Annotated in this window: 26 protein-coding genes; 19 read left to right on the top strand and 7 right to left on the bottom strand. The window is 62.4% G+C overall.

Going from position 1 to position 25,003, the window contains the following annotated elements; all coding sequences use genetic code 11:
• Window positions 1-147: 147 nt before the first annotated feature.
• The 3 genes from KF814_06640 to KF814_06630 all read left to right on the top strand — a co-directional run bounded on the left by KF814_06640 (window position 148) and on the right by KF814_06630 (window position 1,887).
• Window positions 148-444 (top strand): MoaD/ThiS family protein, encoded by a 297-nt coding sequence (locus KF814_06640; protein ID MBX3235810.1) that lies wholly within the window; start codon window positions 148-150, stop codon window positions 442-444.
• Between the two features lie 127 nt (window positions 445-571).
• Window positions 572-1,057 (top strand): VOC family protein, encoded by a 486-nt coding sequence (locus tag KF814_06635; GenBank protein ID MBX3235809.1) that lies wholly within the window; start codon window positions 572-574, stop codon window positions 1,055-1,057.
• Window positions 1,058-1,290: 233 nt separating this feature from the next.
• Entirely contained in the window at window positions 1,291-1,887 is a 597-nt protein-coding gene (locus tag KF814_06630; GenBank protein ID MBX3235808.1) for a DUF1579 domain-containing protein, read from the top strand.
• Window positions 1,888-2,228: 341 nt separating this feature from the next.
• On the opposite strand, the gene KF814_06625 is transcribed toward KF814_06630, so the two are convergent.
• Together KF814_06625 and KF814_06620 are read right to left on the bottom strand one after the other, a co-directional pair.
• Entirely contained in the window at window positions 2,229-3,032 is an 804-nt protein-coding gene (locus tag KF814_06625) for a hypothetical protein (GenBank protein MBX3235807.1), read from the bottom strand.
• 261 nt (window positions 3,033-3,293) lie between these two features.
• Entirely contained in the window at window positions 3,294-6,524 is a 3,231-nt protein-coding gene (locus KF814_06620; GenBank protein ID MBX3235806.1) for a tetratricopeptide repeat protein, read from the bottom strand.
• Window positions 6,525-6,683: 159 nt separating this feature from the next.
• Between KF814_06620 and KF814_06615 the strand changes: the two genes are divergently transcribed.
• Window positions 6,684-7,925 (top strand): FAD-dependent oxidoreductase, encoded by a 1,242-nt coding sequence (locus KF814_06615; protein MBX3235805.1) that lies wholly within the window; start codon window positions 6,684-6,686, stop codon window positions 7,923-7,925.
• A gap of 27 nt (window positions 7,926-7,952) precedes the next feature.
• On the opposite strand, the gene KF814_06610 is transcribed toward KF814_06615, so the two are convergent.
• Both KF814_06610 and KF814_06605 read right to left on the bottom strand, forming a co-directional pair.
• Window positions 7,953-8,735: a cytochrome c gene (locus tag KF814_06610; protein MBX3235804.1), complete on the bottom strand. Its 783-nt coding sequence runs from the start codon at window positions 8,733-8,735 to the stop codon at window positions 7,953-7,955.
• A 57-nt stretch (window positions 8,736-8,792) separates the two neighbouring features.
• Complete coding sequence (locus KF814_06605; GenBank protein ID MBX3235803.1) at window positions 8,793-9,638, bottom strand: CBS domain-containing protein; 846 nt, start codon at window positions 9,636-9,638, stop codon at window positions 8,793-8,795.
• Window positions 9,639-9,878: 240 nt separating this feature from the next.
• Between KF814_06605 and KF814_06600 the strand changes: the two genes are divergently transcribed.
• The 8 genes from KF814_06600 (at window position 9,879) to KF814_06565 (ending at window position 16,681) form a co-directional block, all read left to right on the top strand.
• A complete protein-coding gene (locus KF814_06600) occupies window positions 9,879-10,445 on the top strand; it encodes an FABP family protein (protein ID MBX3235802.1) in 567 nt (188 codons plus the stop codon).
• Window positions 10,446-10,585: 140 nt separating this feature from the next.
• Entirely contained in the window at window positions 10,586-11,617 is a 1,032-nt protein-coding gene (galE, locus tag KF814_06595) for a UDP-glucose 4-epimerase GalE (GenBank protein ID MBX3235801.1), read from the top strand.
• A 25-nt stretch (window positions 11,618-11,642) separates the two neighbouring features.
• A complete protein-coding gene (locus tag KF814_06590; protein ID MBX3235800.1) occupies window positions 11,643-11,948 on the top strand; it encodes a hypothetical protein in 306 nt (101 codons plus the stop codon).
• A 46-nt stretch (window positions 11,949-11,994) separates the two neighbouring features.
• Window positions 11,995-13,602, top strand: a complete 1,608-nt coding sequence (locus KF814_06585) for a peptide chain release factor 3 (protein ID MBX3235799.1) — start codon at window positions 11,995-11,997, stop codon at window positions 13,600-13,602.
• A 77-nt stretch (window positions 13,603-13,679) separates the two neighbouring features.
• Entirely contained in the window at window positions 13,680-14,198 is a 519-nt protein-coding gene (locus tag KF814_06580) for an OmpH family outer membrane protein (GenBank protein MBX3235798.1), read from the top strand.
• Window positions 14,199-14,232: 34 nt separating this feature from the next.
• Window positions 14,233-15,093: a hypothetical protein gene (locus KF814_06575; GenBank protein MBX3235797.1), complete on the top strand. Its 861-nt coding sequence runs from the start codon at window positions 14,233-14,235 to the stop codon at window positions 15,091-15,093.
• Between the two features lie 48 nt (window positions 15,094-15,141).
• Window positions 15,142-15,864: a sterol desaturase family protein gene (locus tag KF814_06570; GenBank protein ID MBX3235796.1), complete on the top strand. Its 723-nt coding sequence runs from the start codon at window positions 15,142-15,144 to the stop codon at window positions 15,862-15,864.
• Between the two features lie 166 nt (window positions 15,865-16,030).
• Window positions 16,031-16,681 carry a hypothetical protein gene (locus KF814_06565; GenBank protein MBX3235795.1) on the top strand — a complete coding sequence of 217 codons (651 nt, stop codon included), beginning with the start codon at window positions 16,031-16,033 and terminating at the stop codon, window positions 16,679-16,681.
• A 13-nt stretch (window positions 16,682-16,694) separates the two neighbouring features.
• Here the strand turns inward: KF814_06565 and KF814_06560 are convergent, their stop codons facing one another.
• The gene (locus KF814_06560) at window positions 16,695-17,006 is read right to left on the bottom strand and encodes a hypothetical protein (GenBank protein MBX3235794.1); all 312 of its coding nucleotides are present in this window, start codon (window positions 17,004-17,006) and stop codon (window positions 16,695-16,697) included.
• Window positions 17,007-17,121: 115 nt separating this feature from the next.
• On the opposite strand from KF814_06560, the gene KF814_06555 reads away from it, so the two are divergent.
• Together KF814_06555 and KF814_06550 are read left to right on the top strand one after the other, a co-directional pair.
• Window positions 17,122-17,958 carry an aldo/keto reductase gene (locus KF814_06555; protein MBX3235793.1) on the top strand — a complete coding sequence of 279 codons (837 nt, stop codon included), beginning with the start codon at window positions 17,122-17,124 and terminating at the stop codon, window positions 17,956-17,958.
• On the top strand, window positions 17,958-18,374 hold the full coding sequence (locus tag KF814_06550; GenBank protein MBX3235792.1) for a DUF488 domain-containing protein: 417 nt from the start codon (window positions 17,958-17,960) through the stop codon (window positions 18,372-18,374). Before KF814_06555 ends, KF814_06550 begins: the two co-directional genes overlap by 1 nt.
• On the opposite strand, the gene KF814_06545 is transcribed toward KF814_06550, so the two are convergent.
• Complete coding sequence (locus KF814_06545) at window positions 18,322-19,746, bottom strand: cytochrome P450 (protein MBX3235791.1); 1,425 nt, start codon at window positions 19,744-19,746, stop codon at window positions 18,322-18,324. The genes KF814_06550 and KF814_06545 overlap by 53 nt on opposite strands.
• 152 nt (window positions 19,747-19,898) lie before the next feature.
• Between KF814_06545 and KF814_06540 the strand changes: the two genes are divergently transcribed.
• From KF814_06540 to KF814_06530, 3 genes are read left to right on the top strand one after another with little or no spacing between them, the layout of a single operon-like run.
• Window positions 19,899-21,125, top strand: a complete 1,227-nt coding sequence (locus tag KF814_06540) for a TIGR03862 family flavoprotein (GenBank protein MBX3235790.1) — start codon at window positions 19,899-19,901, stop codon at window positions 21,123-21,125.
• Between the two features lie 29 nt (window positions 21,126-21,154).
• Window positions 21,155-21,715 carry an alpha/beta hydrolase gene (locus tag KF814_06535; protein MBX3235789.1) on the top strand — a complete coding sequence of 187 codons (561 nt, stop codon included), beginning with the start codon at window positions 21,155-21,157 and terminating at the stop codon, window positions 21,713-21,715.
• A gap of 7 nt (window positions 21,716-21,722) precedes the next feature.
• Window positions 21,723-23,012 (top strand): NAD(P)/FAD-dependent oxidoreductase, encoded by a 1,290-nt coding sequence (locus KF814_06530; protein MBX3235788.1) that lies wholly within the window; start codon window positions 21,723-21,725, stop codon window positions 23,010-23,012.
• Between the two features lie 77 nt (window positions 23,013-23,089).
• On the opposite strand, the gene KF814_06525 is transcribed toward KF814_06530, so the two are convergent.
• The gene (locus KF814_06525) at window positions 23,090-23,953 is read right to left on the bottom strand and encodes an HDOD domain-containing protein (GenBank protein MBX3235787.1); all 864 of its coding nucleotides are present in this window, start codon (window positions 23,951-23,953) and stop codon (window positions 23,090-23,092) included.
• 235 nt (window positions 23,954-24,188) lie between these two features.
• Here KF814_06525 and KF814_06520 point away from each other — a divergent pair, with 235 nt between their 5' ends.
• Both KF814_06520 and KF814_06515 read left to right on the top strand, forming a co-directional pair.
• On the top strand, window positions 24,189-24,416 hold the full coding sequence (locus KF814_06520) for a hypothetical protein (protein ID MBX3235786.1): 228 nt from the start codon (window positions 24,189-24,191) through the stop codon (window positions 24,414-24,416).
• Complete coding sequence (locus KF814_06515) at window positions 24,413-24,997, top strand: DNA-3-methyladenine glycosylase I (protein ID MBX3235785.1); 585 nt, start codon at window positions 24,413-24,415, stop codon at window positions 24,995-24,997. Before KF814_06520 ends, KF814_06515 begins: the two co-directional genes overlap by 4 nt.
• The last annotated feature ends 6 nt before the right edge of the window (window positions 24,998-25,003 follow it).

Genomic DNA, 25,003 nt, shown 5'->3' with positions numbered 1-25,003 from the left:
CGGACGCTGACGTTTCACCTGTGACTGTTAGATTTGTCCGTGAAGCGTGAAGAAAAGTCGCTCACTGCCTCTCGCGAAATTCGAGCGACGCTTCACGAGATACCTTTCTGATCCAATGAGATACGATCGACGTTTGGAGCCTACTTCATGGTGCGCGTGATTTTACCGCAACATTTGCGAACGCTGGCGAGGGTCGAGGGAGAGCTGTCGCTGGAGATGGTCGGGCCTGTGACGCAACGGTCGGTGCTCGATGCGCTGGAGGCGCGGTTTCCGATGCTGCGGGGTACCATCCGCGACCATGCAACCAAGCGGCGGCGGCCGTTCATCCGGTTCTTTGCCTGTGAACAGGATCTCTCCCACGAGCCGGACGACAAGCCGTTGCCCGATGCCGTGGCGCAGGGGCAGGAGCCGTTGCTGGTCGTCGGCGCGATGGCCGGCGGGTAACAGGCTGCTGAAAATGGCCGCCAGCTACGTTCTCAGTCGCGACTCTCCCTGCGGCCTTGCTGAACAGCCATTTTGAGCAGCCTGGCCCTACTATTCTGGACAATCAGCAGATAGCGTGAGGAGTGTCATGCAAAAGATTGCCACTTGTCTCTGGTTCGATGATCAAGCCGAAGAGGCGGCGAAGTTTTATGTCTCCCTGTTCAAGGACGGCAAGCTCGGCGCTGTGACCAGGTATGGAGAGGCCGGCGCGCAGGCGTCGGGCAGGCCGAAGGGGTCTGTGATGACCGTGGCGTTCGAAATCGCGGGGCAGGAATATCTCGCCCTCAACGGCGGCCCGATCTTCAAGTTCACCGAGGCGATGTCCTTGATGGTGAAATGCGAGACGCAGCAGGAGATCGACGAGATGTGGGCCTCGCTGTCTAAGGGTGGAGAAGAGGGCCCCTGCGGCTGGTTGAAGGATAAGTACGGTCTGTCATGGCAGATCATCGTTCCGGGCTGGGACGAGATGATTCGGGATCCGGACTCGGCTCGGTCCGAACGGGTGATGGCGGCCATCCTGTCCATGGGAAAGCCGGATTTGAACGCGATTCGACGGGCGTTCGACGGCCGTTAAGGCATGAGTCGGTCGTGATCGATTGTGAAAGAGGCCGGGAGCGCATGACGAGGCCGCTCGAAGGAACAGCGGCGCTGCCGGCAGGGGCCAAGGAGGATTGTCGACGGTTCGCAACCGGACTGTTGGCGGTATTTTCGCGAAGTGCATGATGCAGGAAGGCCGGCCGATGCGACCGGCTATCGTTGACCACGTCGGCGACCGATCCGGTTGCCGCTTCTGAGAAGGAGGTTCCCATGCGACGCTCATATGCCATGATCCTGTGCCTCTGTGCGTTGTTGATGGCGGCTCCCGCCACGGCCAAGGAGAAGAAGGGCGGCAAGGCCATGGATAAGGAGGCGATGATGGAACTGTGGAAGCAGATGGCCACGCCCGGCGAGCCGCACAAATTGCTGGCAAGCCTGGCTGGCAGTTGGACGACCAAAGCCAAGGAGTGGATGGAGCCGGGCAAGCCCGCGATGGAATCGGAGGGAACCGCCGAGATCAAGACCCTGATGGACGGCCGATTCATCTATCAGGAGTATCAGGGCCAGATGATGGGGCAGCCCTTCTCCGGTATCGGGATCGATGGCTACGACAACATGAAGAAGAAGTATGTCACTGCCTGGATGGACAGCATGGGCACGGGCCTCTTTATTATGGAAGGCACGGCCGGAGCCGACGGCAAAACCATCACGCTGAAGGGCTCGCATCCGGAACCGGGCGGAGGCCAGATGCATCATCGCGCGGTCTGGAAGATCGCGGACAACAACCAGACCTTCGAGATGTACGGCACGCACCATGGGCAGAAGGAATCGAAGGTGCTCGAGATCACCTACACGAGGAAGCCGTAACGGAACGAGCTATCGTCGTCACACCGGGGAGATGGCATCGCCATCTTTCCGGTGTGGCAGTAGCTCATGCCGCTACAGTCGGGTGCCACAGGTGATTCGATCCTCACCGTTCGCGGCCATTGTTGGATGCGGCAGAGCAAATGGTCACAGGAACCGCTGTGTTGTAAAGCCTGGTTGAGCCGCCCTTCTACACAATTCTCGCTCGATTCCCTCTCGCGGCAGTCTCCCCTCGCGGCATCCGACAAGTGACGTATTTGGTTCTGCCGGCGCCGGCGAAGATCCTGTCAGTGCACTTGGCGCTCACGTGGATACGCATTGAGGGACCTCGGTCTACTAGGAGCTTACTGCATCGCCAATTGCGCCTGACCGCGTACCGGAACTTGATGCACCGGGTAAGGGCGTTGGCGAGCGCCTCTCGCCTCCTGATAAGCGAGGTCGATGATGGCCCGTTTTGTGCCGTCATCAATCATGCCTAGCAGGTAGCGAAGATATCGGGCGAGCCGATTGCGGCGTCCCCTCCAATATCCGAGCAACCCCAACAGCGCAAGGATGGCGGATGAAAGGCCGATCATTTCTGAGAAGTTGCTCAAGGATTTCTCGCCGATGAGGCTCGCAAAATCCCCTTCAGACATGAGCAACAGCGTAAGACTATGTCCGACGAGATTCGAAATGAGGGCAATACCGAGCACAATGTATATTTCGTATTTGTCGGCTCTAGTTCCTACCCATGATCCGGTCAGAAACATACACGGATACACAATGGCAATCATCACGAACATTGTCTGAGCGAGCACTTGCTCGGGTGGAGGAACGGGCAAACCAGCGTTCATATTTCCGAACGCAAGAAACAATCCTGACAAACCGGCACTGAACTGCGTGATACATGTGACAATGAGCGTGCCATACATAATCATCCAATACCAGGGCAGTGCAAAGCCTTCGAGACTCACGACCTCTTTCGGTATGAAAGCCCAACCGGTTTTGTAATTTTTTTCCATATAGGAATGAACCCATGGCACAGCAACCCCAAAGATACCGGCGAGTTCGGTGGCACTCTTTACGTCCAATCCAACACTGCTTAAGCCAAAATAGGCAATGAGCACTGCCGTCAACACCACCAAGAATGCAATCAATAGTTTGGCCATGATTGGTTCCTCCTCGACGCCGAAGTCCAACATGAACGAGTGAGTCGGCCGAAATTTGAGAGGGCAAGGAGAATGCCAAGCGTAGGTTATTTTGTGTCGGCGATGTAACGTGGCGAATGTTCGCGTGGAAGAATCAGGTAATTGCGGGAAGTTACAAGGTGACGGGTTATCTCTGATGATACAACGTGTATCGTTTCCGATAATCAGCCCACACAGAGGAAACAGTGCGAGGTACCGTTATTTTTCCCTCGGCACTGACAGTCACTGCATTCTCCGCGTGACATACTTCGTTCCGCTGGCGCCGGTGAGGAGCAGGGTGCCGTCGTCGTTGAGTTCGTAGACCATCGAGCCGATCTGCCCCGATGCCTCGTCGTACAGCATGATCTGGCCCTGCGAGGGCTCTTCCCTGTTGCGGCGTCCACGTGGATTGCCTTGCAGGTAGGCCGTGCCCCGGATCGTGGCGCCATCCGGATTCGTGACCAAGCTGTACGTGGAGTCGCGGCCGATCGTGAGCGTGCGTTTCGACGCGGATGGATTGTCCGGAGCCATTTCCCATCGGCCCACTAGGCTCGGCACGACGGTCGCCAGCGGAGGAAGCCGCATCAGGGTGTGGCGAGCCAGATCCCGTTCGCGCTGTGCCTGCCGCTCTGCATTCCGTTCCATTTGCCTGCGGGCGTGCGCCTCTTGCTGTTGACGGAGCTGTCCCAGATAGTCCTGCTCTTCCTTCGGATTGGCATAGGGATCCGGGGTCGGCGTGGAAGGCAGTCGAGTCATCGCCTGGTTGATCGCGTTGATTTCCTTGCGCAGGTGGTCCGGCACCCCGTTGCCTGCCTCATACAACATGGCCCGCGCCCCTTCGACATCGCCTTTCGCAATCAATTCTTTCGCCAGGAGAATTTGAGCTTCTTGCGCCGGGGCTCCGGCGAGGCCGCTGTAATTCGTATCGCCCTTGGCGTTGCCGATCTTGGGCATGCCGGCCATCTTGAGCGGTCCGGCCATGGCGGCGCTACGGAGATGTTCGATGGCTTCTTCCCGTTTGCCCGTCGCGGCCAGGAGTTTTCCGCTCTGCAGATGAGCCTCGGCAATCAAGGTCGCCGCATTCTTGGGGACCGGCACCAGGGCTCCTCCCTCTGGTTGCTGGTCGGGCCAGAGCGCGGTGAACATTTGGCGTGACTCGAAGCCGCGGCCCAGACGCCGTTCGTAGCCGAGGATCGCTTGATAGTGGGCCAGCGCGTCTGCCTGATTGCCGGCTGCTGCCGTCAGCCTGGCAAGGTGCAATCGCGCTTGGATGGCCGCACCGAATTCCATGGCGTCCCGGCCAGGGTCGGCGCCCTTCTGACCGGACAGATCATCCAACTTGAGGCGCGCCTCTTCCAGCGCAAGTGCAACCCGATACTGTGCCCCCGCGTCGCTCGGTTTGTCGTCGCCTTCATGGACTACTCCCAGATAAGCCGGGATGCGCGCATCCACCGGGTCGATCGCGCCCGCTCGTGCGAGGTAGTTCTTGGCGCCCTGCCAGGCGGTCTTCTCGGTTCGGTTCCACGCCAGCCGAAGCAGCGGTGCCGCGGTGGTCTGGACCAGGTTCGCGGCGATCACTCGCTGTTCCTCGGCCTTCTCCATCTGCCCGGTCTGCGCGTAATGTTGGACCAGTCGATCCTGCGCTTCGAGAGACTTCGGATCGCGTTTGACCGCCTGTTCGAGATAGGCCTGCGCCTCGGCCGGCTTGCCGTCCCACAGCGCCAAGTCGGCCAGGATCATGTCGCCGTCGACCGTGCCCTTCGTGACCGCCGCGGCCTTTTCCAGTGCAGACCTGGCGCGCCGCCGCAGTTCGGTTGCGGTCGCTTCCAGTTGCGAGGCCCGTTGCAGGTCTGCTTGCGACGGCGGGTAACAGGTGGTGGAGGTGACGCGATAGACGCCGTCGCTGCGGGTTTCCTCGTGCGACGAACTGCTGCACCGTTCTTGCCTCAGCCCCCAGGCCTCGCTCGACATCTGGTTCGCGCGCATGGCTCGAAACTTCGCATAGAGCCGCAATGCGTCGGCGTTGTTCCCGGCCAGGTTCAAGGCTTGGTCGGCCAAGGTATCGGCCTGGTTGTATTGCTTCAGCGCGGTCAGGGCCACGGCTTTCTGCATCATCGCGCCGACGTGTTTGGCGTTGAGGGACAAGGCTCGATCCGCGAGTTGAATGGCCCGTTGCAATTCCTGCTCGCGCGAAGTCTGAAACCGGTAGGGCTGGATTTCCCGGCGAGGTTCGACCTTTTCGCCGCGATTGTCCGACTCGGAGACGAGATAGCCGGCCAGCTCGACCAGCCGGTCCGGGTGCTTGGGATTGTCGCGGACTGCGTCTTCCAACTCGCGAATGCGGTCTTGGTAGAGCTCGTCATAACGGCGCCGCTGCTCGCCCGCGACGCGGTGCAGGCGGGACGCAGTTTCAATCAAGACCTCCAGCGGTTTTCCCGCTTGCGCCTGCTCGTGCAGTTCCCGCAGGAGCGCCTCGCTCGAGCCTTTCGCCTTGTAGTTGCGCAGCTCGTCTTCCACCGCCGAGCGTGAGGATCTGGTGGAAAGCCAGCCGCCCTTCTTGTATACGGCCAGGTCCGCTTCCATCCTGGACTCGTCGCCCAGTCTCGCCGCGGCGGTGGCGCGCCCCAAGTAGGCGTCGGCCAGGTCGCTCTTGAACGTGAGCGCGATCGTGAATGCTTTCCTCGCGCTGGCGGGGCGGCCTGCCTCGAGCCAGGCCTTGGCTGCCTGGAGATGCGCGTCGGGATCGCCGGGGTTGGCCGCCAGGGCGCGCTCGATATGGGAGAGATTGCCCGTTGCCGCGACGGTTCCTTCCGATTTCTTCGCGCGCGCGACGTTGATCGAGCTCAGTTCGGGGCGGCGGTATTGCCGTTCGGCGAACAGCCGGCCCGCTTCACGCATGGCTTGCCGCATCTGCGGACTTTTCGTTCCTTCGGGATGCCCTGAGCCTCCGTAGTCCGCCGGCAGCCGATGTTTCTGATACTCCATGCCGAGGCGGTAGATGATGAAGGAGCCATACTCGGTCGAGTAGTCGTCCTGGCCTTGGGCAATGTGGCCGGGGATGCTCACCACTGCGGGGCGACCGGACGGCACTCCTCTCGGACCGCCCCCCAGCGCATGGTCCGGCACGGCAATGATGCCGCTCATGGCCTCGGTGACGTAGGTCCAGAGCTCCGGTTCGCGTCCGCGAGAGCCGAGGCGTTTGGCGCGCTCCAAGTCCTTCAATGCCCGGGGAAAATCTTCGGCCAGCGTTTCGGCCACTCCGCGGGCCAGCACGATATCGGGATCGTCCCCTGTCTGCTCCAATGCGCGTGAAAAGGCTCCCACCGCCTCGGGCCAGCGGCCGTCGGCGAGCGCATCCAACCCTTCCACATAGATGGGAGCAGTTTTCGGAGCGAGGGTTGCTGAGACCGGTGAAGGCCGGGCGGCGCAGATCAGCGCCAACAGCAGGAGCGCAAGACGCAGACATGAGGCCATGGACGACCTCCTCGGGTAAGTGTCGATGTCCGGAAGGCAATGTCGGGGGCTCTCCGGATCGGCGGCTTAGGGTACAGGGGCCCTCATGTTACGATCAAGGGGCCTTGTACAGGATGCGATGGGCGGGTAGGCTCACGGTCAGGAGGAGCCGGCAAGGCCATGTCGAACAAGCTGAGGGTGCAATGTTGCATCGCGGGCGGCGGACCGGCCGGGATGATGCTCGGCCTGTTGTTGGCGAGGGCGGGCGTCAACGTGTTGGTGCTGGAAAAGCACGCCGATTTCCTGCGCGACTTTCGCGGCGACACGATTCACCCCTCCACGCTCGAAATCCTGCACGAGCTCGGGCTGCTCGAGAAATTTCTGGCCCTGCCGCATCAGAAGGTTCCGCGCATCACCGGCCGGTTCGGCGATCTTGCCCTGACGGTGGCGGACTTCTCCACCCTCTCCACGCAATGCCGCTACATCGCCTTTATTCCCCAGTGGGATTTTCTGTCGTTCCTGGCGAGGGAGGCGGCGGGGTATCCGACCTTTGCCTTGAAGATGCAGGCCGAGGTGACGGATCTGATCATCGATGGAGAACGGGTGGCGGGTCTGCGCGCGATGACTGCGGAAGGCTCGCTGGTGGTTTGGGCGGATCTGGTCGTGGGGGCCGACGGCCGGCATTCGATCGTGCGCAGTAAAGCCGGGCTTTCAGTAGAGGAATTCGGCGCGCCGATGGACGTGCTCTGGTTCAGGCTCTCGCGGAAGACCGGTGATCCCGTCGATCCCGTGGGCCGTTTCGATCGGGGGCGCATTTTTATCCTGCTGAATCGGGGCGACTATTGGCAATGCGGCTTCGTTATCCCCAAAGGCACCAGGGCGCAGTTGGAAGCCAAGGGCATGGAGGCGTTTCGCGCGGATGTCGTCCGGTTGGCGCCGTATCTCTACGACCGAGTGGGAGAGCTCCGGGAGTGGGAGCCGATCAAGTTGCTCACGGTGCAGGTCGATCGGCTGCGCGAATGGTCGCGCGCGGGGCTGCTCTGTATCGGCGATGCCGCCCATGCCATGTCGCCCGTCGGCGGGGTCGGCATCAACCTGGCGATTCAAGATGCGGTGGCGACGGCCAATCTCTTGTCGGATTCACTCAGGGAAGATCGTCTCTCGCCGGATGAGTTGCGTCTTGTGCAGCAACGCCGGAGCTGGCCCACGCGGATGACTCAACGGATGCAGCTTGCGGTTCAGGATCGGGTGATCAAACGGGTGCTCGATGACCAGGCGCCGCTGGTGCCGCCGTTGGCGCTCACGCTGCTGGCCCGGTTCCCGTGGCTTCAGCGTATTCCCGCAAGGCTGATCGGCCTGGGGTTTCGCCCCGAGCACGTCCGGACCTCCACCGTCCCGCCGAGAAAAGCTCCTGCCCTGTAAGACGACCGTGCCCATCGTTCCTGTGCCTCAGCGTTTGGCGTTGGGCAACGTATCGATGTACGCGATCAGGTCCCAGATGTCCTCGTCCCGCAAGAGTTTCTTCGGGAACATGGCCGTGCCGGGGTGGCCGTACTTGATGCTGCGGAATCGCTCCAGGTCGTCGCTGGTCTTGAGCTGATCGAGATTGCGCAGGTCGGTGGGGGGCGGCTGCAGTCGCGCGAGTTCCTGGCGCAGTTTGTCGGAGAGCTTCGGTCGATTCGCAGGGTTTCCTTCCAGCCCATGGCAGATGTAGCAGCCGCCGAGTTCGTGGAACAGGCGCTGTCCGGATGCGATGTCGCCGGCGGGCGCACTGGCCGGCTTGGTCGGCGCCTCGTGTGTTCCATTCTGCCGGAGCGCGGCGAGGTAGGCCAGGAGCGACAGGATCTGTTCGTCGGACAGGGCCGCCTCGGAAATCGGGTGCATGGCGGTGCGGAGCCTGCCGTGCCGGATCACGTCGAAGCGCTGCTTATCGGTGGCGAGCGTGAGCCTTGACCGGTTCCGAAGGTCGGAAGGCGGGGGATTCATCGCCGCGACGGTTTTGCGCAGGTTCGGAGAAAGATCGGAGGGAAGCTGGTCGTGGACTGCGTCCAGGCCATGGCAAGTGGAGCAGCGCCCGACCCCGTTGAAGATGTTTCGCCCCGCTTCTGCCTGTGCCCCGAGCTGCGGCTTCTGCTCGGGGACTCCGGCATCGGTCGGCCCCGCGAGCGTCGGCCCACAGAGGATCAGCGAGAGAATCGATAGACGAGCGAATCGGCCGGCCGATCGTGCCATGGCTGCACCATCGAGGCAGCGAGAGTGTCAGCACCCCAGTCGCTTGTTCCGGGCCCCTTAGCTTCGCCGCAAAAATTCCGGTCGGTCGCGCGCGGCGGCCATCTTGACCAGATCGCGAATCGAAATGACGCCGACGATCTTTTGCTTATCCGTCACGGCCAGGTGCCGCACCTGCTGTTTGGTCATGACTTCGCAGGCGTCGCGGATGGAACGGTTCACGTCGATATCGAGCAGGGGATAGGTCAGCAGGGAACCGACCGTGACGGTCTTCGGATCGTTCTTTTCCGCCATGGCCCGGCGCACGATGTCGGTCTCGGTCAGAATGCCGACCAACTCGCCCGCTTCGCGCACGAACACGGAACCGATTTTGCGCGCCGCCATCACCTCGATGGCCGAGGCCAGCGAATCGCGCGTATCGATCGTCGCGATGTCCGTGCGCATGAGGATGCTCAAGGGGCGGTACACGTCGTTGAGTGCCTGCACGGGGCCGCTGTCGGCCTGCATGAAGTGCCGAACGAGGTCCCGCACCGAGACGATGCCGACGATGTCGTTCCCTTCGGTGACCGCCAGGTGGCGCACGTGACGCTGGTCCATCAGATGGCCGCTATCGAGCATGGGCCGATCCGCCGCGATGGTGAGGAGCGGGCTGCTCATGATCTGTCCGAGCGTGGTCGTCGAGGCGTCGAGTCCCTTCGCCATGACCTTCACGATGAGGTCGGTTTCGGTCACGATGCCGGTGATCCGGCAATCGCGTTGCGGGCGATTGAGCGACTCGACCAGCAGCGAGCCGATCCGTTGGTCCCGCATGCGGGCGGCCGCGACGGCGGCGGTGGTTTCCTCAGATAGGGTCTCCAATTGGCGGTGCATATACTCGCTGACACGCGGTCCCGATGGTCCCGTCATGACGACTCCTTTGCGACGCGAGGCCGGCCGGCTCGTGGCGCTTGCGATTGAACGGTAATAAGACGATATAGGTTTCAGAATAGTCGCGGTTCGAGAGTCAGTCAATAGGCGCAACTGCCGGCAGGCGCGCCGCGGGTCTCGCCCGCTTGTATTGACCGGCGGCCTGTGGCACAAGTGGGCGCATCGACCCGGCAAGGAGCCGGGGAAGGTACCGGACGTTACTGATGGAGGAGAGAACCGATGAGTCAGGATGTGGTGGCGCAGTTGGGGCCTTTGGCGGCCTTGGCCGGGGTGTGGGAAGGAACCAAGGGAGAGGACATCGCCCCGTCGGATGGTCGCGGGACGGAAGAGAACAAGTTTCGGGAACGCATGACGTTCGATCCGTTCGGGCCGGTGCGGAATCACGAACAGGTGCTCTATGGGTTGCGGTATGCGACGACCGCCTGGCGTGTCGGGGAAGACCAGCCGTTCCATGAGGAATTGGGCTATTGGCTCTGGGATCCGGCGGACAAGCAGGTGCTGCGCTGTTTCATGGTGCCGCGCGGCGTGACGATCCTTGCGGGAGGGACAGCCGAACCGACAGCCACTTCGTTCTCGCTGGCGGCGGACGTGGGCTCGCCGACGTACGGCATCTGTTCGAATAAGTTCTTGGATCGGGAATTTAAGACGGAACGTTATGAATTGACGGTTACGCTGCTCGACCGCGAGCGGATGCGGTATGAGGAAGATACGCAACTCCGCATGCCGGGCCGAAAAGAACTGTTCCACCATCGAGACAGCAACACGCTCACGCGGGTCAAGTCCTAGCCGGGTTCCTGGCGGTTGATAGGCCGGCGAAGGCGGGAAGCGCGCCGATTCTTGACCGGCGGGCTCTTGCCCGCTAGGCTCAGGTTGTGGAAGGGCGGGGACGGACCCGCATGGCAATCATGACCGTGAGGTAGCACTGCATGATTTTGGTGACAGGCGGAGCCGGCTATATCGGGTCGCACACCTGCGTGGAATTGCTCCAGGCAGGACATGCGGTCACGGTATTCGACAATTTTTCCAACAGCCATCCCGAAGCCCTGGCCCGGGTTGAGCGGATTACCGGCATGAAGGTCCGGCTGATTCGCGGCGATATCCGCCGGCGAGAGGCGCTGGTCGCAGCCTTGCGCGAAAGTCGCGCGACCGCCGTCATTCACTTCGCGGGGCTGAAGGCGGTCGGGGAATCGGTTCAACAACCCCTGGCCTATTACGATAACAACGTCGTCGGCACGCTGCGGCTGCTGGAGGCAATGCGCGAGTGCGGCGTGAAGACGCTCGTGTTCAGCTCGTCCGCCACGGTCTACGGCGAACCGCAGCGCCTGCCGCTGACGGAAGAGCACCCGCTGTCTGCCACCAATCCCTATGGCCGGACCAAGCTGATGATTGAAGAGATTTTGCGCGACCTGCACGGCAGCGACCAGTCGTGGCGATTGGCGATCCTCCGCTACTTCAATCCGGTCGGCGCTCATGCCAGCGGGTTGATCGGCGAGGACCCGCAGGGCGTCCCGAACAATCTGTTGCCCTTCGTGGCGCAGGTCGCGGTCGGGCGGCTGGAACGGTTGAACGTGTGGGGCGGCGACTATCCGACACCGGATGGGACCGGCGTACGCGACTTCATCCATGTGGTCGACCTGGCCTTGGGCCATCTGAAGGCGCTCGATGCGCTCGGGACGTTGCGGGAGCCTGATACCTGCCTGACGGTGAACCTCGGCACAGGCAAGGGCTACAGCGTGCTGGACATCGTGAAGGCGTTCGAGAAGGCCAGCGGCAAGTCCGTACCGTATCGCATTGCCGATCGTCGTCCCGGTGATGTGGCCTCGTGTTACGCCGACCCGGCTCGGGCCGCCGCGCGATTGCACTGGCGGGCGGAGCGCGAACTCGATGCCATGTGTGCCGATACCTGGCGCTGGCAGAGCATGAACCCGCAAGGCTATCGAGGCTCGGCGGCCTCGTGATCATGCCGATGCGGGAAGGCTGATCGTGTTCGGCGAACGGTGGCGGCGGTGGCACGAGCCGTTCCATCGCGAGCGGGACCGAATCCGAGCGGAAATTCTCTCCTGCCAGGGGCTCATGCCGCTGCTGATGAAGCAGCGAAACGGCGCGCCCTGGGCGTCCGAAGAGCGGGCGGAACTGGTCCGCCATCTCCGTCGGCTCACTTCGATCGGTCCCTATTTCCTGGCCCTGATTGCACCGGGGTCCTTTCTGCTGTTGCCGTTGCTTGCCTGGTGGCTCGATCGTCGCCGAGCGAAACGCCCCGCGCCGCCGCCCCCTGCCGCAAATCCCTGACGGGCATCTGCACAGCGACCGGCTCTCTATGGTATGGTGCGCGGATATGCCCACCGATACTTCGCTTTCGCAGACGGAATTGGCCACAGCCACGGCGAAGCGCCGCACGTTCGCCATCATCAGCCACCCCGACGCGGGTAAGACGACGTTGACGGAAAAGCTGCTGCTCTATTCCGGCATGATCCGGACGGCCGGCATGGTACGAGGCCGCAAGGGCGGCAAGGCCACGTCGTCTGACTGGATGGGGATGGAGCAGGAGCGCGGCATTTCCATTACCGCCTCCGCGATGCAATTTCCCTATAAAGACGCCGTGGTAAACCTGCTCGATACGCCCGGACACCAAGACTTTTCCGAAGACACCTACCGGACATTGACCGCCGCGGACAGCGCGATCATGGTGATCGACGCGGCCAAGGGCGTCGAAGCCCAGACCCTCAAGCTGTTTGCCGTGTGCCGCCTGCGCCGGATTCCGGTGTTGACGCTGGTCAACAAGATGGACCTGCCGGGACGTCCCCCGCTCGATTTGATGACCGAGGTGGAGCAGGCCCTGAACATCCATGCGAGCGCGGTGAATTGGCCGATCGGGTCGGGACAGGATTTTGCCGGCATCGTCAATCGCGCGGATAGTCTCGTGCATCTGTTCAGCCGCACCGCCCACGGCGGAGCCACGAAAGTCGGCGTGGATACGGTGCCGTTCGAGGAATTCGTCCGGAGCGTTCGCGTGCACCCCGAGATTCTCGATCAGGTCCGGCACGATTTGGAATTGCTCGAGATCGCCGGGAACCCGTTCGACCGCCACGAGTTCCTGAAGGGCGACGTGACCCCGGTGTTTTTTGCGTCGGCCCTGACGAATTTCGGTATCGAGAATTTCTTGGATGCCTTCGTGTCGCTCGCTCCCAGTCCCGGTCCGCGGTTGGCCGATCGCGACGACGGCAGCGAGGTCTCGGTCGATCCGATCGAAACGCCGTTCAGCGCCTATGTGTTCAAACTGCAGGCGAACATGAATCCCAAGCATCGCGACAGCACCGCCTTCCTGCGCGTCTGCTCGGGACGGTTCGAGCGCGACATGGTGGTGAAGCATCACCGGCTCGGCAAGGAGGTGCGGCTCTCGAGGCCCCACAGTCTCGTGGCGCAGGACCGCACCACGGTGGAAGAAGCCTATCCGGGCGACATCATCGGGATCATCAATCCCGGCCAGTTCGCGATCGGCGATACGATCTCGGTCACCGGCGGGTTCAACTTCAAGCCGCTCCCGCAGTTTCAGCCTGAGATCTTCGCGCGCATCCGTCCCACCGACGTCGGTAAACGCAAGACCTTCGACAAGGGCATGCTGCAGATGGCGCAGGAGGGTACCGTCCAGATCCTGCGGAGCCTCAACGAAACCGAGTCGATGGTGGCGGCGGTCGGACGGCTTCAGTTCGACGTGCTGCAGTACCGGCTCCGGACCGAGTACAAGGTCGAAACCGCGATGGACGTGCTCTCGTTTACCTGCAGCGCCTGGCTGGAGGGGGACCCCACGACGTTCAAGCCGCCGTCGGACTCGATGGTGGTGAAGGACCAGCGCGACCGCGTCGTCGTGCTCTTTAGCGATCTGCGCATGAAGGCGTTTGCCCGCAACCGCAATCCCGATCATGTGCTGCGGGATATGGGGTAGGCCGGGACCGTCCCACGCCATCCTCACCACTTCACACGGGGAGCATCGAACTCACGGTGTTCGGAACCTCCTGCATCATGTCTTTGAGCGTGATCCTGCTGTCGGCCGTCCTGATCGGCGGCTGCGGTGGTCGAGCGACCGTCGTCCCGCAAAGGTCCGGGGCCGTGGAAGACGCCAAAGTGGCCGTGGTCGATCTGCTTGCCGTCGCGGAACGGACGCAGGCCGGCGCGCGCTTGCTGGCCGGGCTGCGCGCTGAAGCCGACGAGTTCAACCTGAAGATGGCTGCATCTCGGCAGCAGCTCGATCAGCAACTCCAAGAGGGGCGGATCAGCCCCGAAGAGCGGGAGGCCGGCGAGCAGCGGTTGCGGCAGAACGCGAAAACCGTGCAATCGGAACTCCTCCAAAAACGCAAGCGAGTGTTGGCCACGTTGCACAACAAGGTCGCCTCGCTGGCGAAGGGCATGGCCGAGCAGCAGGGGTTCACCATGGTGCTCGTGAAGGGACGGCCCGAAGTCATGATGATTACCTGGCATGTGGCGCCCGAACTGGACTTGACCGATCGCATCATCGAGGAGATCAACCGGCTGTATCCGTGATGATGTCGCCTTGGATCGATCCATGACCGGAAGTATGAGCAGAACATTCCGTACCTGGTTGCGGCCGGCCGGCTGGTTGCTTCCCTTGTTGTTGTTCTGGGGATGCGGAGGCGTGCAGCCGCATGAAAAGCTCCATAGCGTCCTGTGGATGCAGCAATCGGCTGAGTATCGGGCTTCGACCCTGCAAGCTTACCGGACGGCCACGCAAAATCTGGCGCAGGCCTTGGCGGATCCGGCTGGCTGGCCGAGCGCCGTCGAGACTCAGGCTGCGTACGCCGCCAAACCTTTGGCCGTCATCGTGGATGTCGATGAGACCCTGCTCGACAACAGTCCCGCGGAGGTGGCGAACATCCTGGCGGATCGCCGCGAGTTCGATGTCGCTACTTGGAAGGAGTGGGAGCGGCGGGCCGAAGCGAAGGCGATCCAGGGAGCGGGGGCGTTCGCGCAGTGGGCTTCCTCCCACCAGGTTGCCGTGTTCTATGTCACCAATCGGTTCGACGAGGAGGCGGTGCGGAAGAATTTGATCAGCCGGCAATTCCCGATCGAGGACTCGGAGGATCGGGTCAGGCTTCCCGGGGAATGTGCCGGAGGCGACCGCTCGACGGACAAGGAATGTCGGCGGCAGGATATCGCGGCGAAGTATCACGTGGCGCTGTTGGTCGGGGATGATCTCGGGGATTTTTTCAGCGTGAAAGACCTCACGGTCGCGGCTCGTCTGGAGCGTGGCCGGGCCGCCGAGTCGCGATGGGGGCGGGAATGGATCGTCATTCCAAACCCGACCTACGGCTCGTGGGAGCGGGCTTTCTATGAACCGGGTCGAGACGACGGTGCCACGATCCTTCTGAAAAAGCGACAGGGGCTCGACGCCGGCGGGTCGCCGGCGGGTCAGCCGTGAAATCGCCACTTGCTTGGTGCCCTGTGTCTTCCGTACTAGAGTCGCACGGTGGAGACGCTCTATCCCTACCTGCTCTATTGGGCCGTCGGTCTGCTCTTCTTTTCGGCGGAGTGGCTCTATCCGGCGCGCGACGTGCCCTATCGCTCCGTCTTTTGGCGAGATCTGCTCGCGCTCGGCACCTACAACCTGTTTTTTCTCGTCGCCATTCGGATCACCGACCGGCTTCCCGTTCCACAATATGCTCCGGCCGCCCTCGTGGAGATGCCCACGCTCTTCAAGCTTATCCTGTTTTATGTGGTGGAGGATTTCGGTCTGTACTGGGTGCATCGGCTGATGCATACCCCTGCACTGTGGTCCGTGCACCGCTGGCACCATTCGCCGTCCTACATGTATTGGCTGGCCGGGATTCGCGCTACGCTGCCGCACGTGATCCTTTTCAACTGCACCTACGTCCTGGCGCTGCCCCTGCTCAAGAGTGCCTCCGGGTGGGCGTTCCAGGTCATCATGGTGGAGCACGTCATTCGCAACAATTGGATGCACATGAACGTGAGCTGGAATTCGTCGAAACTCGAATGGCTCATTGTGACCCCGCGGTACCACAGTATCCATCACAGCGCCGATCCGCTCCATCACAAGGCGAATCTGGGAGCCTTGTTCACCAGTTGGGATCGGCTCTTCGGCACCTATTACGATCCTGCCAAGGCGGCCATGCCGCTCACGTTCGGTTTCAACGAACAAGTCCCGACGGCACGGCTGGTCGCCGGCCTCTAGCACCCCGACGCGCCGACCGGCAGGAACGCTTGCCGAGGGCGCGCTCCATTTCATACTGGCCCATCCACATCCGACCCGGCTGCGGGGCTTTGGCTCGGCCGATGGGGCGACGCTCGCGCGAGGCCGCCTTCTGTTGTTCACGGGACATCGAGAGAAGGGAGGCGGCATGATTCGGCGAAAGCTGACGGACAGATCCTTCTGGGGCTATGCGTTGGCGGTGAGCGCCGCGGCATTGTGCGCGTTGATCGTCTCGCCGGCGTCGGGCCGCATCATCGAGGTGGTGCTCTCGGTGCAGAACGGAAAAGTGTCCGCCATTACCCCGACCAGCGGAACCAGGGAAATCAGTCTGGGCGTGGGCGAAACCGTCCTGAGCGCGACCGCGAGGGGCATGAACGGAATCGTCGTCAGTTCGAGCAGGCTGTTGGCCTTTTCCTCCGAAACCATGACCTGGAACGAGCAATCGCTCGACATCAGCGAGCAGGTGCTGGACCGTCGAGTTCACGGCACGTTCAGTCTCATACGGACGAATCAGCGGCTCCATGCCTTCCGCGCGACGTTGGGCCGGTGGGTGGAAGAGCGACTCGGCCCCAACGAGACCGTCAAGGCGACGAAGGGAGCCGGCCACTTGATTGCCGTGGTCACAAACGAGCGGGTGCTGGGGTTTTCCGCTTTTGCCGGGGGATTCTTCGCGAAAGACTTGTCGGGCGATGAAACGGTTTCTGCCATGGACGGGGAAACGGACGTAATCGTCCTCACGACCAGCCGACGGCGGCTGGTGTTGCGGGCTCAGCAAAACAGCTGGGAAGAATTGCAGTAATAGTCGGGGCTGTTCACCCGGCTGCGGGGCTGTCGAGCAGATATCCCTGGGGCGTTCCCTCGCTGGTCACGATGCGGCAAGGAGGAATGTCGGCCTGCAAGCGCTTGAGCAGGCGCGGGACGGTCATCGACGCGGGGTATTCGCACTGCCAAACGTGCATGCCGGAGTCCGGTTCGTCGAAATGGCGCCTGACTCGGAACCCCGGGTGTTCCATGAAATAGGCGGACAGAAATCCGGTGATGGCCTGCACGACCCACGGGTGTTCCTTCGCGTATCGGGCGCTCAGCCGCAGTTCCGCTTCCTTCAACCCATCCTGATCGGTCACGCGCGAGATCCTTTCGTACTTTCGGGCGCACACTCTACCAGGTTCATTCCCCCGAAGGAACATTGAGACTGATAGCTGGTTCTGTGTATGGTACGGCATTCAGGAGGGAAGCGCGATGCCTGAAAGCGAACACAAGACCGCCACGCCTTCGTTCATCTACGGTACGGCATGGAAAAAAGAAGCGACGACGGACCTGGTGCTGGCGGCGTTGGAGGCCGGCTTTCGCGCGATCGACACCGCCAACCAGTTGATCCATTACGATGAGGCGCGGGTCGGGGAGGCACTGCGCATTGCGGCCGGTCGAGGAATCGAACGGGCGCAGTTGTTTCTGCAGACCAAGTTTACCTCCATGAGCGGCCAGGATTCCCGGCTACCCTACGATTCGCAGGCTCCCCTGGCGGCGCAGGTCGCACAGTCGTTCGAGAGTTCCCTCGCCCATTTGCACACCGACTATCTGGATTCCTACGTGCTCCACGGGCCCCACTATCGGCGGGGGCTTGGGGAAGAAGATTGGGAGGTCTGGGGCGCGATCGAGGCCCTGTATGAGTCCGGTCGGACCAAGCAGATCGGGGTGAGCAACGTGTCGCTCGAACAGCTGATTGCGCTGTGCGAACAGGCCAGGCACAAACCCATGGTCGTGCAGAATCGCTGTTACGCGGCGTTCGGCTGGGATCAGGACGTTCGGCGCTATTGTCGCGAACAAGGCATCACCTACCAAGGGTTTTCGCTGCTCACTGCCAACCGTGAAGTGTTCGTGGAGCCGGATGTGCGGGCGATGGCGGAAAAATACGGGACCGGACTCGCGCAGATCGTGTTCCGATTCGCCATGCAGATCGGCATGGTGCCGCTCACCGGAACCGGCAATCCGCAGCATATGACGGCAGACTTGCACTGTGACCGCTTTTCCCTCTCCGAAGACGAACTCCGACGGATCGAATCGATTGGGTTGTAATGGCCCGCCACGCCGTAGTCATCAAACGGATCTATGAATCGCCGTCACGCGGCGACGGGATCCGCGTGCTGGTCGACCGTTTGTGGCCGCGCGGACTTTCCAAATCTCGTGCGAACGTGGATGTGTGGCTGCGGGATATTGCGCCGTCCACCGACCTGCGCGTCTGGTTCAACCATGACCCGGCCAAATGGAAGGAGTTTTGCGTTCGCTACCGGGCAGAGCTACGGCTGAAACGATCGCTCGTTGCCGACTTGCGCCGGCAGGTTGAACAGGGGCCGGTCACGCTCCTGTACGGCGCGCGGGACGAACGATTCAACCAGGCTGCCGTCCTTGCGCAACTGTTGAATCGTCCGAAGAGACCTCCTACCGGCGAGAAGGCTCGGAAGAAGCAGCCACCCGGCTCGTCAGGGGCGTGACGGTCATCACGACGGGATGCTTGGGGCGCAGGGTCATCAAGGCGTCCGGTTCGGTCGAGGCGCGGTCCGGAAGTTGTAAGCTTGTCCGCGACGCCAGCGTCGCCAGCACCAAGATTCCCTCGAGTTCGGCAAACGCTTCTCCCATGCAACGACGCCCGCCTCCGCCGAACGGCAGATAACTGAACGCCGGCCTGACTTGATCCGTCTGGGGCGCAAACCGCTCGGGGTCGAACCGTTCAGGATCGGGGAACCAACGCGGGTCACGGTGAATGCTCCAGGGGCTGATCAGCACGTAGGCCCCGGCCGGCAGCCGCACACCGGATGGCAGCGGATCCTCTGCCGCACTCACCCTCGTATGGAGCGACCAGGCTGGGGGGTAGAGACGGAGCGATTCGTCCCACAGCATCTTCGTATAGACCAAATGCGGGAGGTCGGCCGTCGAGGGAGCGCGGCCCTGCAGCACCGTGTTCAGTTCTGCATCCAGTTTCGCGCGGATTTCCGGCGACCGGGACAAGAGGATCCAGGTCCAGGTCAAGGCGTTGGCTGTGGTCTCATGTCCCGCCAGCATCAGCGTGACCAACTCGTCGCGAACGGCGTTTTCGGTGAGGGGATGTCCCTGTTCGTCCCGGGCGCGGCAGAGGAGCGAGAGGACGTCCTGTTGTTCACGGGGATCGGCGCGCCGTTCCCTGATTCGCTGCCGGATGAGTCCCTCCAGCGCGTCATGGAAACGGCCAAACCGCCGATGCAGTCTCGTCGGAATCCACAGCGGAGTAAGCTGTGCAAAGATGGAGTGATACTGTTTGTTGATCAGGCGATGGCCCACCTCGATGGAGGCGGCGACTCGCTCCGCTTCCTCTCCCAATTCTTGTCCGAAGAGCACCGGCCAGATGATCGAGAGTGTCAGACGACTCATAGCCTGTCCGACGTCGACCTGCTGTCCCTCCTGCCACCGTTCGACGACACGGGCGGTTTGCGTCACGATCGCCTCGGCGTAGGCGTGGATATGGGTGCCGTGAAAAAACGGCAACAGCAGCCGCCGGTGCGCATGGTGCGCGGCGCCTTCGAGATGGAGAAGTCCCTGTCCGAAGATCCTGCGTTCGACCGGCGGAACCGGACCCTTCACATAGTTGTGTTGATTGCCGACCAGCACGTGTTTGACATCGTCGGGGTGGTACAGGACATAGAGGGCCGGATCGGGCCGGCGAAGCAGCCACTCTCCCACTAGACCGACAGGCAGTTTCACCACGTCGCCGTAGCGGCGGCAGTCGACGAGGAAGCCGAGGACGTCCTTCCGAAAGTTGGGGAAAAAGCCGAACCATTTCGAGACGGGTGGGCTGTTGGGCGGTATGGTGCCTGAGGAAGCTGGGACCATCGATCGATTTTCCGTATAGTCACGGAGCATAGGGGCGGACGGAGAGCCTGTCAACGGTTGCCGGGATGGTTCCCGCCTTCGGTTGTGTTATGTTGCCGGGCGCGATGATTGCGGCGGCTGCCGACAGTCGCGCGGAAAGGTGAGGGGGGCGGATGCGGATTGCGATTATCGGGGGGGGGCCGGCGGGGCTGATGGCTGCCGAGTCGGCCTTGGCTGCCGGCGGCACAGTGGAATTGTTCGACGCGATGCCGTCTCTCGGCCGGAAGTTCCTGCTCGCCGGCAGGGGCGGATTGAATCTGACCCATTCGGAACCGACGGACGCCTTTCTGGCCCGTTATGGATCCCGGCGCAGACAGTTGGAGCCGCTGTTGACGGCATTCGGGCCAGAGCAAGTACGCGCATGGGCCGCGGGGCTGGGGATCGAGACCTTCGTCGGTTCGTCGTCCCGCATCTTCCCTGTCGACATGAAGGCTGCGCCGCTCTTGCGCGCATGGCTGCGGCGACTGCGCCAATCCGGCCTCACGGTCCAGGTGCGCCATCGCTGGGATGGATGGGAGGGCAACCAGTTGCGGTTCGTCACTCCCGATGGGGTTCGTTTGGTTCAGGCCGAGGCGATGGTGCTGGCGTTAGGCGGGGCTAGTTGGCCCAAGACCGGTTCGACCGGGGGGTGGGTGCCATTGCTACGCGACCGTGGGGTGGAGATTGCGCCGCTGAAGCCGGCCAACTGCGGATTTGATGTGGGTTGGAGCGAGTTCTTCCGCACAAAGTTCGCCGGCCAACCGGTGAAGACCGTCGGGCTTGTGGCAAAAGGGGTCGACGGCGAGGTGCTCAGGCGGCAGGGTGAATTCGTCATCACCGAGCGGGGCATCGAAGGCGGCGTGGTCTATGCGGTGGCGGCCTGTCTTCGTGACGTGATCGACGCCCACGGCAAGGCGACGCTTCGGCTGGACTTGGCGCCGGATCGGCAGTTGCCGCGGCTTATCGCGGACCTGGCGCAGCCGCGCGGCAAACGTACCGTTGCAACGCAATTGAAACGTCGCGCCCACATTGAAGGTGTCAAATCGGGACTCTTGCGGGAACTGTTGCCGAAGGATGTCTTCAACGATCCCCAACGGCTGGCCCCGGCGATTAAATCCTTACCGCTGACGCTCACGGCGGCGAGGCCGTTGGCGGAGGCGATCAGCACGGCGGGCGGCGTCCGGTTCGAAGCGCTGGATGAACGGCTCATGTGCCGGAAGCAGCCTGGTCTGTTTTTCGCCGGTGAGATGTTGGATTGGGAGGCCCCGACCGGCGGATATCTTCTGAATGCCTGTTTTGCCAGCGGCCGGATTGCCGGCGCCGGAGCCGCTGCGTGGGCCAACGAGCAAGCGGGGGCGTGATCGATGACAGGGGAATCGGTGCAGTGAGCATGGATTTGGTGTTTCCCGCCCTGATCGTGCCGGGGATCGGCAATTCCGGCGCTCGGCATTGGCAAACGCGGTGGGAGCGGCGGCATCCCTGGTGGCGGCGGGTACGCCAGCGGGACTGGGATCGTCCGGACCGGATGGACTGGGTCGGCGGTCTCGAACGGGCGCTCCGGGCCTGTGTGGCGCCGCCGGTTCTGATCGCCCATAGTCTCGGGTGCCTGACCGTCGCGCATTGGGCTGCCCAAGCCGATTGTCCCGTGAAGGCTGCGTTTCTGGTGGCTCCGCCTGATCCCAGCTCTCCGAGCTTTCCAAATCAAGCGCATGGTTTCCATCCGGTCCCGTCAATGCGCCTGCCTTTTCCCAGCTTGGTGGTCACCAGCAGCAACGATTCCTTGGGAAGCGCGACCTTTGCCCGTCGCTGTGCAAGCGCTTGGGGCAGCCTATTTTTCGATATCGGCGCCGCCGGCCATATCAATGCCGACAGCGACTTGGGGGATTGGCCGGAGGGCCTGCGTCTTCTCGCGCGCGTGGTCGCGACGGCTGACTCGGACCTCGAACCGTGACCGGACCATGGTTGATTCGGGACTGACAACCGAAATCTGCATCATCGGGGGCGGCGCCGCCGGTTTGGCTGCAGCCATCTTCGCGGCGGAACAGCCTGGGCACCCGTCCGTGCACGTACTCGACGGGGCCAAAAGTTTCGGCGCTAAGATCCTCGTCTCCGGCGGCGGCCGCTGCAACGTGACGCATGCATCGGTCTCGGCCGACGATTTTTTCGGCACCAGACATTTGGTGCGCAACGTGCTCGCATCATTTCCCGTGTCGCGGACGGTCGAGTGGTTCGCGTCGCTTGGGGTGGAACTCAAGCAAGAGGAAACAGGCAAACTGTTCCCCGTCACGAACAAGGCCCGCACGGTTGTCGAGGCGCTGCTGCGCCGTTGTCGCCAGGTGGGCGTCGTATTGCGGCCGGATCATCGCGTGCGGACGCTGACACGAACCTCGAGCAGCGGTGAGAGCGAGATGGACGACCTGCCCTCGTTCGTCGTCGGGCATAGGCATGGCGAGCTCCTTGCGAAGCGCGTCATTCTGGCAACCGGCGGACGGTCGCTCCCGCGCAGCGGCAGCGACGGGGCCGGTTATGATCTCGCGCGAAGACTCGGCCATCAGGTGACTCCCATCTCGCCGGCGCTGGTCGCGCTGACGCTCGAGGGCACGTTCTTTCACCGGTTGCTGTCCGGCTCCTCGCAGGAAACGGAATTGACGACGATGCTCGGCGGAAAGGTGTCGGATCGGCGGACCGGCAATCTCCTATGGACCCATTTCGGTGTGAGCGGCCCGGTCGTGATGGATGCGAGCCGCCTCTGGACCGAGGCCCATCGCGAGGGGCGTCAGGTTCAGGTGTCCGCCAACTTTCTTCCCGGTATGAATTTGGAGCAGGCGAGGGACTGGTTTTTGGCCGAGGCCGCGGCGCATCCCAAACGATCGCTGCTCAAGACATTGGCTTGTCTCTTGCCGGAGGGATTGGCTGAAGCGATCGCGCGGCGGGCGGGGTGCGATTTCCAGCAAGCCACGGCCCAGGTGCCTCGGCCGGCGCGGGAGCAGCTGCTTGCCTGGTTGACTCGTTGCCGGCTCCCGGTGACGGGCGACCGAGGATGGAATTTTGCCGAGGTCACGGCCGGCGGAATTCCGTTGGAGGAAATCGACTATCGCACCATGGAATCGAAGGTCGTGCCGGGGCTGCACCTGGTCGGCGAGATTCTCGATTGCGACGGGCGTATCGGCGGGTTCAATTTTCAGTGGGCCTGGGCGACCGGCTATTTGGCCGGCCGAGCGGCGGGCGTTGCGGTGGGGAAGACGTGAACTGACGTGAGACGGCAGACGGAGGATTTTCGAGGCTCTTTCGTTTCACCTCTCTCGTCTGCCGTCTCACGCCTGGTCTACGCCGCCATCGCCATGGCTTTGGGATAGATCAGGTTGAGCACGTCGCGCAGCTGGCTATGCACTGCCTCGATCGCTCCGCTCGCCTGTCCCAGCGTCAGGCGAATCGGCGCCACCGTGGCTTGGATGACGTCCTGATCTACTTCCTTATCGGCCGGCAGGTTTTCGAGATAATCCGACAGCGCGCCGCTCACCCCGATGACGCCTGCGATGCCCTCGTGCTCACCGGCTTCCGATGGGGTGAGTTGATGGCGGATCGCGGATTCGATCGATGCGGGCATGCCCCACTTCTTCAGCAACTCGCCGCCGACCTCCGTGTAATCGCACCCGATGTTCGATTGTTCTACTTCCGCGATCGACTGGCTCAGGTGGCCCGCTTCGACCAGCGCCGACTGTGCCCGGGCCGGGACGGTCTGGTACATGACCAAGTGGCCGACGTCGCGCAATAGGCCGATCACGAAAAGCCCTTCAGGATCCTCAAGGCGGGCGAGTTTACCGAGGCTGGTGGCGAGCAGCCCGCAGCGCACGCTTTTCCGCCAATAGGCCGTCACGTCCATCACAGAGGCCTCGATTCGAGGGAAGGCCTTGGCGACCGACGTGGCGAATACGATGTCTTGAATCGGTTGCATGCCGAGCAATCCCACCGCCTGGCTCAAGGTGCCGATTTTTTTCGGGAGTCCGTAGAGCGGGCTGTTGACCACTTGCAGGATGCGGGCGGTAATCGCGGGGTCAAGTGCCAACACCTTGGCAAGGTCATTCATCGATGAATCCGGATTGTCGACGACCTCGCGGACGCGGAGATATATTTCCGGCAATGAGACAAGACAATCGCAGGATTCGACGAGTTCTTGAGCCGATGGCATGAACGGGCCTCCTCGTGGCAGCGGTGGTCGGTCGACCTGGAAATGGAAGCTTGTGAAGTTCTTGTCGGTTGGTACAGATCGAATCTAAAGTGCCATCCATACATAGGCCGATTGGTCTCAGGCTGGCATCGAGGGTGGCATATATGGGGGATCTGACCAGAAGATCGGCTCTATATTGACAGTCGTCGGCCGAGCGGGTAGCGTGCGAAGGGCTACGCGCCGCGAGGAGTGGGATATGGCGACCCTGGGCCGTGTGTTGTTGGGAGCGGTGACTGGCTATCTGGTTGGATTCTTCGGGGGAATGCTGCTCATCCAGCTGCTTTCCTCCAATACCCACGACAAGTCGCTAGAGGCCGCGATGACCGGAGCCTTCGTGATCGGGCCGGCCTGCGCCCTGCTCTCCGGCATCATTGCCCTCATGGTGCGATCCGGACGCACCCACGCACCAGCCGGGCGGTCATGAGCAAACGGGCTGTTAAAATCGACCGGGTGCGTTGTGCCTGGGCCGGCGAAAAGCCGCACATGATCCGCTATCATGATGAGGAATGGGGACGGCCGGTCCATGACGATCGCACTCACTTTGAGATGCTGCTGCTCGAAGGGGCGCAAGCGGGATTGACGTGGGACACGATTCTTCGGCGTCGGGACGGCTACCGCCAAGCCTTCGCCGGATTCGATCCTCTTGAGGTGGCCCGGTTCGACGCCAAGAAGCAGGCGGCCTTGCTCCAGGACTCAGGCATCATCCGCAATCGGTTGAAGATCGATGCCGCGGTGACGAACGCCCAGGCATTCTTGGTGATCCAACGGGAGTTCGGTTCGTTCGACCGGTATGTCTGGACGTTCGTTGGAGGGCGGCCTCAGGTGAACCGCTGGAAGACAATGCGCGAAGTGCCGGTGACCACGCCCCAAAGCGACGCGCTTTCGAAGGACCTCAAAAAACGGGGCTTCCGTTTCGTCGGCAGCACGATCATTTATGCCTACATGCAGGCGATCGGCATGGTCGACGACCATACCAGAGACTGTTTCCGCGCCCGCCGCACGTAATGCCTC

The sequence above is a fragment of the Nitrospiraceae bacterium genome, from assembly GCA_019637075.1.
In the GTDB taxonomy this organism is placed as follows: Bacteria; Nitrospirota; Nitrospiria; order Nitrospirales; family Nitrospiraceae; genus JAHBWI01.
Note: the sequence above shows the minus strand (reverse complement) of the source record. Positions and strands in the feature narration are given on the sequence as shown.

Coding starts and splice junctions, on each gene's coding strand:
- KF814_06640 (MBX3235810.1), top strand. CDS start 148: ATGGTGCGCGTGATTTTACCGCAACATTTGCGAACGCTGGCGAGGGTC.
- KF814_06635 (MBX3235809.1), top strand. CDS start 572: ATGCAAAAGATTGCCACTTGTCTCTGGTTCGATGATCAAGCCGAAGAG.
- KF814_06630 (MBX3235808.1), top strand. CDS start 1,291: ATGCGACGCTCATATGCCATGATCCTGTGCCTCTGTGCGTTGTTGATG.
- KF814_06625 (MBX3235807.1), bottom strand. CDS start 3,032: ATGGCCAAACTATTGATTGCATTCTTGGTGGTGTTGACGGCAGTGCTC.
- KF814_06620 (MBX3235806.1), bottom strand. CDS start 6,524: ATGGCCTCATGTCTGCGTCTTGCGCTCCTGCTGTTGGCGCTGATCTGC.
- KF814_06615 (MBX3235805.1), top strand. CDS start 6,684: ATGTCGAACAAGCTGAGGGTGCAATGTTGCATCGCGGGCGGCGGACCG.
- KF814_06610 (MBX3235804.1), bottom strand. CDS start 8,735: ATGGCACGATCGGCCGGCCGATTCGCTCGTCTATCGATTCTCTCGCTG.
- KF814_06605 (MBX3235803.1), bottom strand. CDS start 9,638: ATGACGGGACCATCGGGACCGCGTGTCAGCGAGTATATGCACCGCCAA.
- KF814_06600 (MBX3235802.1), top strand. CDS start 9,879: ATGAGTCAGGATGTGGTGGCGCAGTTGGGGCCTTTGGCGGCCTTGGCC.
- galE (MBX3235801.1), top strand. CDS start 10,586: ATGATTTTGGTGACAGGCGGAGCCGGCTATATCGGGTCGCACACCTGC.
- KF814_06585 (MBX3235799.1), top strand. CDS start 11,995: ATGCCCACCGATACTTCGCTTTCGCAGACGGAATTGGCCACAGCCACG.
- KF814_06580 (MBX3235798.1), top strand. CDS start 13,680: ATGTCTTTGAGCGTGATCCTGCTGTCGGCCGTCCTGATCGGCGGCTGC.
- KF814_06575 (MBX3235797.1), top strand. CDS start 14,233: ATGAGCAGAACATTCCGTACCTGGTTGCGGCCGGCCGGCTGGTTGCTT.
- KF814_06565 (MBX3235795.1), top strand. CDS start 16,031: ATGATTCGGCGAAAGCTGACGGACAGATCCTTCTGGGGCTATGCGTTG.
- KF814_06555 (MBX3235793.1), top strand. CDS start 17,122: ATGCCTGAAAGCGAACACAAGACCGCCACGCCTTCGTTCATCTACGGT.
- KF814_06550 (MBX3235792.1), top strand. CDS start 17,958: ATGGCCCGCCACGCCGTAGTCATCAAACGGATCTATGAATCGCCGTCA.
- KF814_06545 (MBX3235791.1), bottom strand. CDS start 19,746: ATGGTCCCAGCTTCCTCAGGCACCATACCGCCCAACAGCCCACCCGTC.
- KF814_06540 (MBX3235790.1), top strand. CDS start 19,899: ATGCGGATTGCGATTATCGGGGGGGGGCCGGCGGGGCTGATGGCTGCC.
- KF814_06535 (MBX3235789.1), top strand. CDS start 21,155: ATGGATTTGGTGTTTCCCGCCCTGATCGTGCCGGGGATCGGCAATTCC.
- KF814_06530 (MBX3235788.1), top strand. CDS start 21,723: ATGGTTGATTCGGGACTGACAACCGAAATCTGCATCATCGGGGGCGGC.
- KF814_06525 (MBX3235787.1), bottom strand. CDS start 23,953: ATGCCATCGGCTCAAGAACTCGTCGAATCCTGCGATTGTCTTGTCTCA.
- KF814_06520 (MBX3235786.1), top strand. CDS start 24,189: ATGGCGACCCTGGGCCGTGTGTTGTTGGGAGCGGTGACTGGCTATCTG.
- KF814_06515 (MBX3235785.1), top strand. CDS start 24,413: ATGAGCAAACGGGCTGTTAAAATCGACCGGGTGCGTTGTGCCTGGGCC.